General features: G+C 70.4%; 14 protein-coding genes and 1 pseudogene. 11 read left to right on the forward strand and 4 right to left on the reverse strand.

The genetic code is table 11. The features are described 5' to 3' along the window. The 3 genes from PKE44_RS06715 to PKE44_RS06725 form a co-directional block, all read left to right on the forward strand. A partial coding sequence (locus tag PKE44_RS06715) for a hypothetical protein (RefSeq protein WP_324549335.1) occupies positions 1-302 on the forward strand: 302 nt, incomplete at its 5' end. Between the two features lie 55 nt (positions 303-357). Beyond that, positions 358-2,052, forward strand: coding sequence for an acetate--CoA ligase (gene acsA / locus PKE44_RS06720; RefSeq protein WP_324549364.1), 1,695 nt, complete (start codon positions 358-360; stop codon positions 2,050-2,052). 213 nt (positions 2,053-2,265) lie between these two features. Next, positions 2,266-2,514, forward strand: a complete 249-nt coding sequence (locus tag PKE44_RS06725; protein ID WP_324549337.1) for an acyl carrier protein — start codon at positions 2,266-2,268, stop codon at positions 2,512-2,514. A gap of 60 nt (positions 2,515-2,574) precedes the next feature. Here the strand turns inward: PKE44_RS06725 and PKE44_RS06730 are convergent, their stop codons facing one another. Then, entirely contained in the window at positions 2,575-3,198 is a 624-nt protein-coding gene (locus tag PKE44_RS06730) for an exopolysaccharide biosynthesis protein (protein WP_324549340.1), read from the reverse strand. A gap of 184 nt (positions 3,199-3,382) precedes the next feature. Here PKE44_RS06730 and PKE44_RS06735 point away from each other — a divergent pair, with 184 nt between their 5' ends. The 5 genes from PKE44_RS06735 (at position 3,383) to PKE44_RS06755 (ending at position 8,794) form a co-directional block, all read left to right on the forward strand. Further along, on the forward strand, positions 3,383-3,964 hold the full coding sequence (locus PKE44_RS06735; protein ID WP_324549342.1) for an ANTAR domain-containing protein: 582 nt from the start codon (positions 3,383-3,385) through the stop codon (positions 3,962-3,964). A 219-nt stretch (positions 3,965-4,183) separates the two neighbouring features. Next, positions 4,184-4,711, forward strand: a complete 528-nt coding sequence (locus tag PKE44_RS06740) for a GNAT family N-acetyltransferase (protein ID WP_324549343.1) — start codon at positions 4,184-4,186, stop codon at positions 4,709-4,711. A gap of 156 nt (positions 4,712-4,867) precedes the next feature. Continuing rightward, positions 4,868-6,880 (forward strand): response regulator, encoded by a 2,013-nt coding sequence (locus PKE44_RS06745; protein WP_324549346.1) that lies wholly within the window; start codon positions 4,868-4,870, stop codon positions 6,878-6,880. Between the two features lie 95 nt (positions 6,881-6,975). After that, positions 6,976-8,178 (forward strand): EAL domain-containing response regulator, encoded by a 1,203-nt coding sequence (locus PKE44_RS06750; RefSeq protein ID WP_324549349.1) that lies wholly within the window; start codon positions 6,976-6,978, stop codon positions 8,176-8,178. 394 nt (positions 8,179-8,572) lie between these two features. Continuing rightward, positions 8,573-8,794 carry a hypothetical protein gene (locus tag PKE44_RS06755; protein ID WP_324549351.1) on the forward strand — a complete coding sequence of 74 codons (222 nt, stop codon included), beginning with the start codon at positions 8,573-8,575 and terminating at the stop codon, positions 8,792-8,794. 29 nt (positions 8,795-8,823) lie between these two features. On the opposite strand, the gene PKE44_RS06760 is transcribed toward PKE44_RS06755, so the two are convergent. Both PKE44_RS06760 and PKE44_RS06765 read right to left on the reverse strand, forming a co-directional pair. Further along, positions 8,824-9,402, reverse strand: a complete 579-nt coding sequence (locus PKE44_RS06760) for a hypothetical protein (protein ID WP_324549353.1) — start codon at positions 9,400-9,402, stop codon at positions 8,824-8,826. Positions 9,403-9,430: 28 nt separating this feature from the next. Beyond that, positions 9,431-9,811 (reverse strand): putative zinc-binding protein, encoded by a 381-nt coding sequence (locus PKE44_RS06765; RefSeq protein WP_324549355.1) that lies wholly within the window; start codon positions 9,809-9,811, stop codon positions 9,431-9,433. A gap of 371 nt (positions 9,812-10,182) precedes the next feature. Here PKE44_RS06765 and PKE44_RS06770 point away from each other — a divergent pair, with 371 nt between their 5' ends. The 3 genes from PKE44_RS06770 to PKE44_RS06780 are packed head-to-tail and all read left to right on the forward strand — an operon-like array spanning position 10,183 to position 14,460. Further along, positions 10,183-12,345 (forward strand): sensor histidine kinase, encoded by a 2,163-nt coding sequence (locus PKE44_RS06770; protein ID WP_324549358.1) that lies wholly within the window; start codon positions 10,183-10,185, stop codon positions 12,343-12,345. Positions 12,346-12,362: 17 nt separating this feature from the next. Then, complete coding sequence (locus PKE44_RS06775; protein ID WP_324549360.1) at positions 12,363-14,051, forward strand: EAL domain-containing protein; 1,689 nt, start codon at positions 12,363-12,365, stop codon at positions 14,049-14,051. A gap of 34 nt (positions 14,052-14,085) precedes the next feature. Further along, positions 14,086-14,460: a response regulator gene (locus tag PKE44_RS06780; RefSeq protein ID WP_324549361.1), complete on the forward strand. Its 375-nt coding sequence runs from the start codon at positions 14,086-14,088 to the stop codon at positions 14,458-14,460. Positions 14,461-14,474: 14 nt separating this feature from the next. Here the strand turns inward: PKE44_RS06780 and PKE44_RS06785 are convergent. Next, positions 14,475-14,619: pseudogene (locus tag PKE44_RS06785) on the reverse strand (acetyl-CoA C-acyltransferase); the annotation flags it as partial.

The raw sequence follows: 14,619 nt of genomic DNA on the forward strand, positions 1-14,619 counted from the left end.
AGGTTGCGGATCGTCATCGCGGGATTCCGGAGCGGCAGGAAACGGACAGGGAGCGGATCGCTGCGCAGCGCCACCCGGTCGGGCCGGGGGGCGGGCAGCGGTGGCCGGCCAGTGTAGTCGAGCCGTTTGCCGGGCCGGTTGACAGGTATCAACATGCACCCGCCCGGCCGGCGGCATGCGGCGGGGCCACGCCGGGGGCTTGCGGGCTGCATGGCGTGAAGGCCGCCTTCCCATTTTCGATGCTGCCGGTGGCGCAGCCGCAAGGTGCGTCACCGGTCGAGGATTTCGAGCGTGAACGATGAAACCCGAAACCCCCGGACGGTCCTGATCGAGAAGCCGGCCGACCGGCACTGGAATCTGCCCGATCACGCCCGGGCGCGCGCGCACTTTGACTGGGCAGAGGTGCGCGCCGGCCTCGCCGGCCTGCCCGGAGGCGGGCTCAACATCGGCTGGGAGGCGCTGGACCGGCACGTGGCCGACGGAAACGGCGCGCGTCTGGCGCTGCGCTGGCTCGGCAAGGACGGCGCCGTGCGCGACTACACCTATGCGCAGCTGCTCGCCGAGGCGCAGCGCTTCGCCTGCGTGCTGGAGCGGCTCGGCGTCGGGCCGGGCGAGTGTGTCGCGGTGCTGGCCGGGCGCATTCCGGAGCTCTACATCGCCGCGCTCGGGGCGCTGCGTGCCGGCATCGTGCTCTGCCCGCTGTTCTCGGCCTTCGGGCCGGAGCCGGTGCATACCCGGCTCGAAAAGAGCCACGCGCGCGTGCTGGTGACGACGGTGACGCTGTACCAGCGCAAGATCGCGGCGCTGCGCGACACGCTGCCCGCGCTCGACACCGTGCTGACCGTCGGCGGCGACTGCCCCGGCACCTTCCGCTTCGAGGCGCTGATGGCGCAGGCCGAAACCGGCTGCCCGGTCGCCGCGACCGGTCCCGACAGCCCGGCGCTGCTGCATTACACCAGCGGCACGACCGGTTCGCCGAAGGGCGCGCTGCACGTGCACGGTGCAGTGGCCGCCCATGCGTGGAGCGGCCGGGCCGTGCTCGACCTGCGCCCCGGCGACGTCTACTGGTGCACGGCCGACCCCGGCTGGGTCACCGGCATCTCGTACGGCCTGATCGCGCCGCTGGTCAACGGCGTGACGATGATCATCGACGAGGCCGAATTCGACGCGCAGCGCTGGTATCGCATCCTCGACGAGCAGCAGGTCAGCATCTGGTACACCGCGCCGACCGCGATCCGCATGCTGATGAAGCTCGGCGACGCGCCGATGGCCGGGCGCACGCTGCCGGCGCTGCGGCTGATGGCGAGCGTCGGCGAACCGCTGAACCCCGAGGCCGTGCTGTGGGGCCAGCGCGTGTTCGGCCAGCCCTTCCACGACACCTGGTGGCAGACCGAGACCGGCGCGATCATGGTGGCCAACTACGGCAGCGAGCCGGTGGCTCCGGGCTCGATGGGCCGGCCGCTGCCGGGCATCGAGGCCGCGATCGTGCACCGCCGGCGCGACGGCGGCCTCGATTTCCTGCCCGATGGCGAGGCCGGCGAACTGGCGATCCGCGCCGGCTGGCCGTCGATGTTCCGCGCCTATCTCGACGAGCCCGAGCGTTATGCCAGCTGCTTCGCAGACGGCTGGTATCTGTCCGGGGACCGCGCGCAGCGCGATGCCGACGGCCGCTACTGGTTCGTCGGCCGCGCCGATGACGTGATCAAGACTTCAGGCCACCTGATCGGGCCGTTCGAGGTCGAAAGCGTGCTGCTCGAACATCCGGCCGTCGCCGAGGCCGGCGTCATCGGCAAGCCCGATCCGTGGGCCGGCGAGCTGATCAAGGCCTTCGTGGCATTGAAGCCCGGCCATACCGGTGACGATGCGCTGCGCAAGTCGCTGATCGCACATGCCCGCACCCGGCTCGGGCCGGCGGTGGCGCCGCGCGAGCTCGGCTTCGTCGACAGCCTGCCGAAGACGCGCAGCGGCAAGATCCTGCGCCGGCTGCTGAAGGCGCGCGAACTCGGGCTGCCCGAGGGCGACCTGTCGACGCTCGAAGGTCACGAGTCTTGACAAAAAATCGCACTTCCGGGCGGCCGGAACTGGTATGACCAATGTTTGCACCAGATTCGTGCGAATGATTTGTTTTATAAACAATGGCTTGCACGATATGGTGCAAGCAGGCGCGGCAGATATTGCGTTGCAGCATAACCGGGTTCCGGGGTTATAATGTGAAGCAGAATTAATCAAACCTGCTTCTTGCGCTTCCCCCCGAGGTATACCGCCATGACCGTCGAACAGATCCGAGCCACCATCCTGCGCGTCCTCAGCGAGGTCGCCCCGAACGCCGACGTCAGCGACGTCAATCCGAACGTCAGCTTCCATGACCAGTTCGAGATCGACTCGATCGACTTCCTGCGGCTGATGACCAGCCTCGAAAAGGAACTGCAGGTCACGATCCTCGACTTCGACTACCCGAAGCTGTCGACGCTGCAGGGCTGCGAGGACTACCTGCGGCCGCAGCTCGCGGCCTGAGTCGGGCCGGCGATGCCTTCCGGCACCGGCGGTCCGCGAGCCGCCGGTGCCGCTGCGGCCTCAGGCCTGGCCGATCAGCAGCAGACCCTGCACGAGGCCGTAGCCGACCGTCAGCGCGATGCCGAGGCTGATCAGCCCGATCAGGCTGCCGGCGATCACCAGCACGCCGTCGCGTTCCAGCATGCCGAGCGCGATCAGCACGATGCAGAGCGCCGGCGGAAAGTTGGCGAGCGGGATCGGCAGCGCCAGCACGATGGCCTGGACCGCACACCAGCCGCCGAGCAGCCGTTCGGCGCAGCGCCCGGTGCATTGCGTCAGTCGCGGCTGCAGCCAGCGTTCGATGCGGCGCAGCCACGGCAGCGTGCGTGCCAGCATCGAATCGAAGCTGCTGCGCGGGATCGACTTCTTCAGCAGCCAGCCCGGCAGCCACGGCAGCGAGCGGCCGTACATCATCTGCGCGCAGAGCAGCAGCAGCGGCAGGCCGAACACCGTCGACGAGCCCGGCGGCAGCGGCACCAGGTTCGGCAGGGCAAACAGCAGCAGCAGCAGCCCGAACGAGCGCTTGCCGAGCAGCGCGACCAGCGTGCCGAGCGCGACGCGCTCGCCGCGCAGGTGTACGGCATAGCCTTCGAGCAGTTCGGAGGTGCGGACCCGGTCGGTGAAGACCCTGGCGAACGATGTCATGCGTCTGGTTCCCGGTGGCCGGAGGAATGCGCGATTCAGGACTGACCGCAGCCGGAGGCCGGCGTGCGGAAGCAGGGCGATCGGAGCGTGGCTGCGTGCATCGGCACGGCATTCGATCCGAAATCTTGTACCGTAATGGCATGACTAATGCATTAATTTTTCGGGACAGCCCTGGAGTTCTGCCATGCAGTCGCTGCGCGTCATCCTCGTCGATCCCAGTTCCACCCGTTCCGCCATTCTGGAGCAGGCCCTGCGCGATGCCGGCCTGCAGGTGATCGGCCGCTTCGCCGAGTGCGACATGCTGGTCGACCGGATCTCCGAACTGCAGCCCGACATCGTGCTGGTCGACATCGAATCGCCGGACCGCGACACGCTGGAGAGCCTGCAGACGGTCGGGCGTGACAACCCGCGGCCGATCGTCGTGTTCGCCGAGGATGACTCCCCGGATGCCATCGCGGCCGCCGTGCGCGCCGGGGTCAGTGCCTACGTCGTCGACGGTCTGCAGCCGCACCGCGTGCGGCCGATCGTCGAGGTCGCGATCGCGCGCTTCCGGGAGTTCCAGGCGCTGCGCCGCGAACTCGAAGCCACGCGCAGCCAGCTCGCCGAGCGCAAGCTGATCGACAAGGCCAAGGGCCTGCTGATGGAACACCGCAACCAGACCGAGGCCGAAGCCTATGCGTCGCTGCGCAAGCTCGCGATGGACCGCAACCAGCGCATCGCCGAGGTCGCACGCAACGTCATCGATGTGTTCGAACTGCTGGGCTGAGCGGCTGCGCCCGGCACTGCGCGCATGGCGGCGCGGTGTCTCCACGGAATCTCCACGGATGACGGAAACAGGCAGGAAGCTTCAGGGATCGATCATGAAAAATCGTTTACCGGACTGATTTCCGGAAACTTCTGCATTTGGCCGGTCGTCGGCTGGCTATGTTGGCGGGGTGGGGGAAGAAGGGGGAATGCCACATTCTGCCTGTGGGAGACCTTCGCCATGGCCGTCAGTCTGCGACTGCTTGAAACCGCCGATGCGCCGCGCATCCAGCATCTCGTCTCCGATCCGCGCCTGGCCTCCTGGGCCAACCTGCCGCGGCCGTATCCGGCCGATGGCGCCGAGCGCTTCCTGCAGCTCGCCGACTGCCAGCAGCGCCGTGGCACCGGCCGGCACTTCGCGATCGAGCGCTTCGGGCTGCTGGTCGGCGTGATCTCGGTCGGCTGCGGTACCGATCCGGGGCTGGCGATGCTCGGCTACTGGATCGGGGTGCCGTGGCAGGGACTCGGCGTTGCCAGCCGTGCGCTCGATCAACTGCTGAATCTCGATCCGCTGGCCGGACCGGGGCTACGCACCTGGGGATCGGTCTGTCTGGAGCGCAACCTCGCCAGTCGCCGCGTGCTCGAGAAGAACGGCTTCACCGCCGTCGCCGCCCGTCCCTACGAAGGCCCGTACCCGCACCGCTTCGCCGGCCAGACCTGCCTGACCTACCTGCGCATGCCGAACCCGAACGCGGTGCTGATCGCCTGAACCGGCAGCCGCCATGCCGGCAGCCATGGCAGATCCCACCCGGGCCGGAACTGACCCGGATCATGGACAGGCAGGTCCGGATTGTCCGGAATCGGCAGGCATGCAGCGGCTGGTCAGGCCGGTGCTGCCCTTGCGCTGCCCACTGCCGGATTCTCGATGGAACCGCCGCTGCCGCCACAGTCCGCCACCGTGCCGGCCGACGATGATCTGCCGCCGCTGCTGCTGCTCGTCGATGACGACGCCCTTGCCCGCCTGGCGCTCGAAGCCATGCTCGCCGGGGACGGCTACCGGCTGGAAACCGCCGCGGATGGCAGCGAGGCGCTGGTGCTCGCCGCGCGCCTGCTGCCGGATCTGATCCTGCTCGACGTGCTGATGCCGGGAATGGACGGCTACGAGGTCTGCCGGCGCCTGCGCGCCGATCCGGCGCTCGCCGAGGTGCCGGTGCTGATGCTGACCGCGCTCGACGATGCCGCCTCGCGCCTGCTCGGGCTCGACGCCGGTGCCGACGACTTCATCGCCAAACCCGCCGACCGCGCCGAGCTGCGCGCGCGCGTGCGCTCGATCACGCGGCTGAACCGCTACCGCCGTGCCCGCGAGCGCGAGCGCCGGCTCGCCGAGAGCCAGCGTCAGCAGCTGCATTCGCTGGCGCTGCTGCAGTGCGTGATCGACAACTCGCCGGATGCCTTCCTCGCGCTCGACGAGAACGGCGAGATCGTCGAATGGAGCGCGCAGGCCGAGACCATGTTCGGCTGGTCGCGCGCCGAGGTGCTGGGGCTGGACCTGAACGATCTGATCGTGCCGTCGCACCTGCGCGTGCAGCAGCGCCGCCTGCACGAGGCGGTGCGCCAGACCGGCCGCTTCGACGGTTTCGGGCGGGTCGAGGAGCGCGTGTCCGTGCGGCGCGACGGCAGCGAGTTCCCCTGCGAGGTGCTGCTGACGGCGCTGCCGACCGATCGCGGCTGGCGGCTGGCCGGCTTCGTGCGCGACATCGGCGAGCGGCGCGACGCCGAGATCCGGCTGCGCCAGGCCGAGAAGCTCGAAGCCATCGGCCTGCTGACCGGCGGACTCGCGCACGACTTCAACAACCTGCTGAACATGATCCTCGGCGGGCTCGAACTGCTGGCCCCCCGGCTGCCGGCCGGGGATGCGCGGGCGCTGCGTCACCACGATCTGGCCCTGCGCGCTGCGCGTCGCGCCGCCGAGGTCACGCGGGCGCTGCTGCAGGTCGCGCGCCGCCAGCCGCTCGATGCGCGCGAGGTCGACGTGGCCGCGCACTGCATCGAGCTGCTGCCGCTGATCCGCCAGTCGGCCGGCTCGGGCGTGCGCATCGTGCTGCATGGCTTCGAACCCGCGCCGCAGCCGCCGCTGCGGGCCTGCGTCGATGCCGGCGGCCTCGGCAACGCATTGCTGAACCTCGTGATCAACGCCCGCGATGCGATGCCGGGCGGCGGCACGCTGACCCTGGAGGTGCAGCTGCAGACCCTGCCCGCCGGCGCCGTGCCCGAACTGGCGGCCGGCACCTGGATCGTGATCGCCGTCACCGATACCGGCTGCGGCATGTCGCCGGCGGTGCGGGCGCGGGCCTTCGATCCGTTCTTCACGACCAAGCACCGCGGCCAGGGCACCGGGCTCGGGCTGGCGATGGTGCTCGGTTACGCCCGCCAGTCCGGCGGCAATGCCACGCTCGCCGGCGCTGCGGGCGGCGGCACGACGGTCCGGCTGTATCTGCCGGCCGTGGCACCGATGAGTCCGCGCCCGGAGGCAGCGCTGCCGGTGCCGGGGGTGGCCGCCCCGGCCGGCCAGGGCGAGCGCGTGCTGCTGGTCGATGATGAATCCGGCCTGCTCGAACTCGGGCGCGAATGGCTGGAGGCCGATGGCTACCGGGTCGATACCTGCAGCGATCCGCAGCAGGCCCTGGCACGGCTGCAGGCCGGCGGGCACGCGCTGCTCGTCACCGACGTGACGATGCCGGGTCCGCTCGATGGCTGCGCACTGGCCGCGCATGCCTGCCGGCAGCAGCCCGGGCTGCGGGTGCTGCTGATCTCGGGCTACGCCGATGACGACGCGCTGGCCGAGCTGTCGCGCTGGCCGCTGCTGCTCAAGCCGTTCACTGCGGTCGAACTGCTGCAGGCGGTGCGGCGCAGGCTGGATCAGCCCGGGGGCGGCTGAGGCCGGGATTCGTGCATGAAGATTTCGTGACAGCCGCCGAACCCGCTCCGGGATACGGGGCGGGGAATCCCGATCGCCAACAGGATGGAAAACCGATGAACCCTGACCACGCCCGCCGCCCGCGCCTGCTGGTCGTCGATGACGAAGCCGACAACCGCGAGTTCTTCGCCGAGACCGGCGATCTCGCCGGCTACGCGGTCGCAAGCCTCGGCGATGTCCGCGAGCTGGAATCCGCGCTGCAGCCGGCGCCGGACGTGATCCTGCTCGACCTGATCATGCCGCACCTCGACGGCATCGAGGTCATCCGCGAACTCGCACGTGCCGGCTGTCGCTCCAGGCTGATCCTGGTCAGCGGCTGCGAGCGCAGGGTGCTGCAGGCGGCGCTGCGGCTCGCGCAGGGGTTCGGACTCGATGTGCTCGGCGAACTGCAGAAGCCGGTGTCCGTCGCCGCGCTGACCGCGCTGCTGCTGCAGCCGGGCATGCCGCCGGCCCGGGTGCAGCCGCTGCAGCCGGTGACGCTGGACGAGCTGCACGCGGCGCTCGCCGAGAACCGCTTCACCGTGCACTACCAGCCGCAGGTGGCGCTGCACGACGGGCGCTGGTGCGGGGTCGAGGGACTGGTGCGCTGGTGCCACCCGCAGCACGGCCTGCTGCTGCCCGACAGCTTCGTGCCGCTCGTCGAACGGGGCGGACTCGGGCTGGAACTCACCCGCTGCGTGCTCGAATGCGCCCTCGCCGATCTTGCGCACCTGCACGGCCTGCTGCCGGGCGGCCGCCTGCCGGGACTGTCGGTCAACCTGCCGGGCGAGGCCTTGTTCGACGTGTCGCTGCCCGAGCAACTGCTCGCGCTGGTCGATGCAGCGGCCTGGCAGCACGACGCGATCACCTTCGAGATCACCGAGACCTCGCTGGCCCGCGAGCCGGTCCGGGCCCTCGACATCCTGACGCGCCTGCGGCTGAAGGGCGTGCAGCTGTCGATCGACGACTTCGGCACCGGTTACTCGTCGTTCGGGCAGCTGCATCACCTGCCGTTCTCGGAGCTGAAGATCGATCTCGGCTTCGTGCGCGTCGCCGATCGCGATCCGGTGGCGCGGGCGATCGTGGAAAACTCGATCCGGCTCGGGCGCCAGCTCGGGCTGACCGTGGTCGCCGAAGGCGTCGAGAGCGCGACGCTGTGGCACTGGCTGCGCGAGCAGGGCTGCGATCTCGCGCAGGGCTACCTGGTCTCGCGGCCGATGCCGGCCGAGCAGCTGCCGGCCTGGTACGCGGCCTGGGGGGCACCGGCCTGTCCGGCCTGATCAGCGGCGGCGCAACAAGCCGATTTTGTTGTTGTAAATACAAAACGGCTTTTCTTTCTTGCAACAATGCCGTTGCCTGCTACAACAGGGACCGTCCGCATGCGTCGGCAAGAACGCGGACGGCCGAAGCCTCGCCGTGCGTCAGCCCCTGCACGTCCCGCGCTTCCTGCAATCTTGCATTTGTTGTGCATTCATCCGCATTTGCCCTGCATCTGCCGGATTGCTGCACGCGCAAGTCGGGAACAGGATCGGCCGATATCCCCGTCAGCAGCGCCCGCCGGCTGGTCCGTCGCAGCGTCTGCATGCCGGTTCGTGGCGGCCGAACGAGCGCCACCGGCCGGTGTCCGTTCTTACGGAGTGACCCCTGGAGGCTTGCACGATGGATGCTCAGCCGATGTTCCCCGCCGACATGCCCGATGCGGTCTGCGCCTGTTCCCGCCCGTTCCTGCAGGGTCACGCCAGCGCTGCCGAGCCGGTGTTCCCGGTCGATCGCGACCTCGAACACCTGTACGTGCAGGCCGCGCATCGCGCCCGCCTGCTCGGTCAGGCGCAGTTCGAGGCGATCGCGCGTCATGCGCATCCCGATCCGCTGCGCAGCCACCGGCATGCGGACTGAGCCGGCTGCCGGCAGCGGGGCGCGGGGCGTCAGTCCGCGGGCAGGCAGCGGCCGGTCCGCAGCCAGTGGTTCAGCCGTCGCTCCCAGTCGCGCATGAACACCAGGTAGTGCTCCGCGGTATAGGCCGCGACCGCAGCATCGCCGGCAACGCTGCCGAGGCTGGTCAGCCGGTAGCGGACCGTCGCGAGACAGGCCGAATCGCCGTCGGCCTGCAGCCAGATCTCCAGCCGGCAGGCCGTGTGCTCCGGCACGAAGCGCACCATCTCCACGTAACCCTGCACTGCATCGTGGCGGGTCACGTACCACAGCGCGCTGCCCCCGGCCGGGGCCGGTGTCGCGAACACGCAGTCGGGCTCGGCGAGGCCCGAGGCACTGATCACGTACTGCGGACGCCAGTCCGCGATCCAGTCCGTCTCCCGTACCGGACAGAGCAGCGGCAGCACCTGCGCCGGTGTGGCGCAGAGCCGCTGCACGTAGCTGTGCTCGGCGCGCACCGGCGCGCGCAGGGGCACGGCATAGCCGGCCCGGCCGCTCCAGAGCGGGTCGAGTTCGTGCGCCAGGCACGGCGGCGAGGCGCAGTCGGGGGTGTCGGGGCGCGGTTCGGTCATGGGCAGGCACCTGGCTGGCACGGCCGGTTCAGGCTGCGGTGGCAGCCTGCGGCAGGCCGGCAATGACGATTTCGAGCACGCGTGCGGCGTCGGCGGCATCGAAGTCTGCACCGTGGCGCTTGCGCACGCCGTGATCGGACAGCAGATGATAGGTGCCGGCGCTGACGCCGGCCCGGGCGAGGCAATGGCGCACGCAGGCGAGCGCGCAGCCATCGAGCGCGATGACCGGTCGCGTGCCCTGCGCGACGCGCACCAGCGCCGGCACGCCGCCGCCGACTCCGGCGATGCACGACATCTCGGCGAGCCCGCGGCGATCGAGCGTCAGCGCGACGTGGTTGGCGAGTTGCGCAGCACTCGAACAGCCCGAGCAGCTGTAGACCAGGGGCAGGGTGCGGTCGGTACGGGACATCGGTAACGCCTCATCGTGATGTGAAATATCCGCAAGGCTATTTTTTGCATCGCGTTCCGCCCTTGAGATGCATCAAGCCGGCACCGCTGCCTGTCCGCCCCCGGCACCCGCTTCACCCGCCGGATGCGCCGGCCGGCCGCGGACGGGACGGTCAATCGTCACAAGTTGCGGGAATCCGGCCGGATTCCCGGGGTTCGCCTTGTCCGTCGTCCGGTCACGTGGCACCTTCCCGCGCCTGAAATACCGGCCGGTCCGCAGCCGGCGCTGCCGGCAGCGGCTGCGCGGCCCCAGGCCGGAGGAACCATCCGGCGCTGCGCACCAGGCGCAGCGCCGGATTCATACCCGCACGGGCAGGACGGGCTGTACCGACCATGAGTGAACTTTCCCAGACCCCCGCCGGTGCCCGGCGTCTGCCGCTGGCGCGCTACCTGTGGCAGTCCTATCTGCGCGCCGCGATCATCCCGCTGCTGGTGATCGAACTCGGCTTCATCGGCGTGTACTGGGTGTCGAGCTTCATCACCTACGAGCGCAACGCCGAGGCACTCGGGGCGATCTCGCGCGAGGATCTCGCCCGCACCGCGCAGCGCGAGGCCGATGCGATCGCCGAAAAGCTCGGCGCGGTCGGGGACCTGACGCGCGTGTTCGCGGCCGAAACCGCGCGTGCCCTGCGCACGCCGGCCCCGGCGGCGGCGACCGATGACGATGCCCGCCACGCCTACGGCGCGGATGGCGTCTACTACACGACGCGCGAGGGCGTCTCGGCCGGCTTCTACAGCGGCATCGTGCCGGTCGGCCCGGCCGAGCGCGACAAGGTGCGGCGCACGGCGGCGATCGATCCGCTGATGCAGGCGATCAAGGCGGCCAACCCGCTGGTCGCGCAGCTCTACCTGAACACGCACGACAGCTACAACCGCATCCATCCGTACTTCGAGGTGCTGACGCAGTACCCGGCGAAGATGGACATCCCCAGTTACAACTTCTACTACGAGGCCGACGCCGCCCACGACCCCGAACGGCGCGCGGTCTGGACCGACGCCTACGTCGATCCGGCCGGCAGCGGCTGGATGGTGTCGTCGATCGCACCGGTCTACGGCGGCGCCGACGGCAACTTCCTCGAAGGCGTGGTCGGCATCGACGTGACCGTCGACACCATCGTCAGGCGCGTGCTGAACCTGCAGCTGCCCTGGCAGGGCTACGCGCTGCTGGTCGGGCGCGACGGCACGATCCTGGCGCTGCCGCCGCGCGGCGAACGGGATTTCGGCCTGAAGGAGCTGACCGCGCACAGCTACGACGAGGCGATCCGCGCCGACACCTTCAAGCCCGATGACTTCAACGTCCACAAGCGTGCCGACCTCGCCGTGCTCGGCCGGGCGCTGAAGGCCGGCGGGGACGGTGTCGTCGAACTCGCGCTCGGCAGCGGCCGCACGCTGGCCGGCTGGTCGACGGTGGCCGGTCCCGGCTGGCAGCTGGTGGTGCTCGCACCGGAGCACGAGATCCTCGCCGGGGCCACGGCGCTGCGCGAGCGGCTGTCGCTGGTCGGCTGGCTGATGATCGCGAGCCTGATGCTGTTCTACGTCGGCTTCCTGATCTACCTGCGCAGCCGCGCCCGGGCGATGACCGCGCGCGTGGCCGCGCCGCTCGGCGACATCGAGGCGCTGATCCGGCGCATCGGCGGCGGCGACTACGAGCAGTCCGAGCCCGACTACCGCATCGCCGAGCTGCAGACCGTCGGCACGCACCTGGTCGACATGGGCCGGCGTCTCGGTGCCGCCTACGCGGCGATGGTCGAGGCCGAACGCAGCGTGCGCGCCGCGCTCGACAAGGAGCGCGAACTCGGCGAGGTGCAGCGTCAGTTCATCAACGTCGTCTCGCACGAGTTCCGCACGCCGCTGACCATCATCGACGGCGTCGCGCAGACCTTCGAGCGGCGTGCCGACCGCCTCGGCCCCGACAAGATCATCGAACGCGCGCGCAGCCTGCGCGCCTCGGTGCGCCGGCTGGTCGACGTGCTCGAAAGCGCGCTGTCGTTCTCGCGCCTGGAGAGCAGCCAGCTCACGCATGCCTTCGGGCCGGTGGCCTTCGCGGCCGTGCTGCAGGAGGTCGTGCAGACCGAGACCGTCGCCTATCCGCAGCACCGCTTCGAGATCGACGGCGCGCTGCCGGCGACGGTGCACGGCGATGCCGGGCTGCTGCGCGTCATGCTGTCGGCCGTGCTCGACAACGCCGCGCGCTACTCGCCGCAAGCGGGCACGGTCACGATCCGCGCCAGCACCGGCACCGATGACTGCGTGCATCTCGACATCCACGACCAGGGACCGGGCATTCCGGCCGATGAGCTGCCGCGCGTGCGCGAGCGTTTCTACCGCGGCAGTGCCGGGCTTGCGAGTCACGGGGCCGGGCTCGGCCTGTATCTGGTCGAGCAGTTCGTGCAGCTGAGCGGCGGGCGGCTGGACATCGACAGCCCGCCGGGGCAGGGCACGGTCGTGCGTCTGGTGCTGCCGGTGCATGGTCCGCGCGCCGCGGCAGCGGCCTGAACGGAGGAGGGCCCGTCATGGACACGAACGGTGCAGTGATCCTGTGCGTCGAGGATGAAGCCGAAATCCGCCGCGATCTCGTCGACGAACTGCTCGATGCCGGCTACGAGGTGCACGAGGCCGGCAGCGGCAGCGAGGCGATCGGGCGGCTCGCCGGCCTGCAGCCCGACCTGATCCTCTGCGATGTCAACATGCCCGGCCTGAGCGGCCTGCAGCTGCTCGAACAGGTGCGTGCGCGCGGCGATGCGCTCGGCGAGGTGCCGTTCGTGCTGCTGACCGCCTACGGCGACCGCGAACACCAGATCCGCGGCCGCGCGCTCGGGGCCGATGACTACCTGATCAAGCCGGTCGACTACGACCTGCTGCTCGCCACGCTCGCGAGCCGCCTGCGCAACGCCCGGCGCGTGCATGCGCGCGTGCAGTCGCGCATCGGCGATCTCGAATCGCAGCTGGCCGGGGTGGAGCGCAGGACGGCCACGCTGCCGGACCGGATGGCCTTGCAGGCAGCCCTTGCCGACGGGCGCGGCCGGCGCCGGCGCGGCCTGCTGGTTGCGTCCTTCGATGAGCTCAGCCGCCACGTCCAGCAATTCGGCAGCAGCTTCCAGGACGAGGCCGAGCAGGCGCTGATCGGGCAGGTGCAGCTGCTGGCTCCGGCGCAGGCCTACCGCCTCGATTCCGAGACCTTCGGCCTGCTGTTCGCCGATGCCGATGCGCTCGATGTGTCGGCACTCGGGCGGCTGGTCGAGATCGAATGCCGCAGCCCGGGGGGCGCCGCGCCGGTGCGCCTGAGCACGACGCTCTGCTACGTGCACTGCGAGCCCGAGGCCGGCTGCGACGTGGCCGACCGGCTGGAGGATGCGTGCCTCGCCGTGCGCTTCGGCCGGCGCGACGGCGGCCATACGCTGCTGCGCCTCGACGCGGCGGCCGTGCAGCGGCTGCGCATGGCCGGCCACGTCGAGGATCACCTGCTGCGGGCGCTGCGCGACGGCGAGTTCACGCTGCACTTCCAGCCCAAGCTGCAGCTCGCCGATGATCGTCTGGTCGGTGCCGAGGCGCTGGTGCGCTGGCACAGCCGGGATCTCGGACCGATCTCGCCCGGCGTGTTCATCCCGATCGCCGAGCGCTGCAACCTGATCGAGGCGCTGAGCGTCTGGGTGCTCGACGAGGCCGCGCGCGCCGCGGCGGTGCTCGCGCGCGAGGGGCTGGATCTTGCGATCGCCGTCAATGCCTCGGGTGTCGAACTGCACGCCGGCTTCCCGGCGCGCGTGCGCGAGGTCATGGCCGCGCATGGTCTCGGTGCCGGCCAGCTCGACATCGAACTGACCGAAACTTCGGTGATCGCTGACATCCGCCACGCCGCCGGCATCGTCGCCGAGCTGCGCGGGCTCGGCGTCGGCGTCGCGATCGACGATTTCGGCACCGGCTACGGCTCGCTTTCGTACCTGCGCGCGCTGCCGGTCGATACCGTCAAGATCGACCAGAGCTTCGTGCGCGGCCTGCCCGGCAACGCCATCGACCGCCAGATCATCGAGAGCGTGCTGACGCTCGCGCACGCGCTCGGCATCGGCACGGTCGCCGAAGGCGTCGAGACCGCCGAGCAGGAGCGCGAGATGCGCCGCCTCGGCTGCGGCCAGATCCAGGGCTATCACCTGGCGCGGCCGATGCCGCTCACCGAACTGATCCGCTTCGTGCGCGAGCGGCGCTGAGCCCGCCACAGACAAGAAACGGGACGGGACGACGATGACACCGGCCGGCACGACGCTGCTCGTGGTCGAGGACGAGCAGGAGCTGCGCGAGTACCTGGTCGAGGAACTCGAAGACCTCGGCTATCAGGTCTGCGAGGCCGGCAACGGCGCGCTGGCCCTGGCGCTGCTGCGCGAGCGGCCGGTCGATCTGGTGCTGACCGACATCATGATGCCGCAGCTCGGCGGTGCCGGCCTCTACCACGCCACGCGCTGCGATCCGGCACTCGCGCAGCTGCCGTTCCTGTTCCTGACCGCGCTGTCCTCGGCCGAGATGCTGGCGACGCTGCCGGAGAGCGAGCAGCCGCACATCCTGAAGAAGCCGGTCGACTACGACGAGCTTGCCGACGCGATCCGGGCGCGGCTGGCGTAGCCAGACGGACGCCGCTAGCCGGCGTGCGGGCGTTCGAGCACGACCGCGACCCCCATGCCGCCGGCCGTGCAGACGGCAAGCAGCGCCCGCCGGCCGCCACCGGCCGCGAGCCGGCGGGCGGCGCTCAGCAGCACGCGGGCACCGGTGGCCGCGAACGGG

Origin of the sequence: Plasticicumulans sp. (assembly GCF_035331805.1) — a bacterium.
Taxonomy (GTDB): domain Bacteria; phylum Pseudomonadota; class Gammaproteobacteria; order Competibacterales; family Competibacteraceae; genus Plasticicumulans.

Coding starts and splice junctions, on each gene's coding strand:
- PKE44_RS06760 (WP_324549353.1), bottom strand. CDS start 9,402: ATGACCGAACCGCGCCCCGACACCCCCGACTGCGCCTCGCCGCCGTGC.
- PKE44_RS06745 (WP_324549346.1), top strand. CDS start 4,868: ATGGAACCGCCGCTGCCGCCACAGTCCGCCACCGTGCCGGCCGACGAT.
- PKE44_RS06770 (WP_324549358.1), top strand. CDS start 10,183: ATGAGTGAACTTTCCCAGACCCCCGCCGGTGCCCGGCGTCTGCCGCTG.
- PKE44_RS06750 (WP_324549349.1), top strand. CDS start 6,976: ATGAACCCTGACCACGCCCGCCGCCCGCGCCTGCTGGTCGTCGATGAC.
- PKE44_RS06740 (WP_324549343.1), top strand. CDS start 4,184: ATGGCCGTCAGTCTGCGACTGCTTGAAACCGCCGATGCGCCGCGCATC.
- PKE44_RS06725 (WP_324549337.1), top strand. CDS start 2,266: ATGACCGTCGAACAGATCCGAGCCACCATCCTGCGCGTCCTCAGCGAG.
- PKE44_RS06765 (WP_324549355.1), bottom strand. CDS start 9,811: ATGTCCCGTACCGACCGCACCCTGCCCCTGGTCTACAGCTGCTCGGGC.
- PKE44_RS06775 (WP_324549360.1), top strand. CDS start 12,363: ATGGACACGAACGGTGCAGTGATCCTGTGCGTCGAGGATGAAGCCGAA.
- PKE44_RS06780 (WP_324549361.1), top strand. CDS start 14,086: ATGACACCGGCCGGCACGACGCTGCTCGTGGTCGAGGACGAGCAGGAG.
- PKE44_RS06735 (WP_324549342.1), top strand. CDS start 3,383: ATGCAGTCGCTGCGCGTCATCCTCGTCGATCCCAGTTCCACCCGTTCC.
- PKE44_RS06755 (WP_324549351.1), top strand. CDS start 8,573: ATGTTCCCCGCCGACATGCCCGATGCGGTCTGCGCCTGTTCCCGCCCG.
- PKE44_RS06730 (WP_324549340.1), bottom strand. CDS start 3,198: ATGACATCGTTCGCCAGGGTCTTCACCGACCGGGTCCGCACCTCCGAA.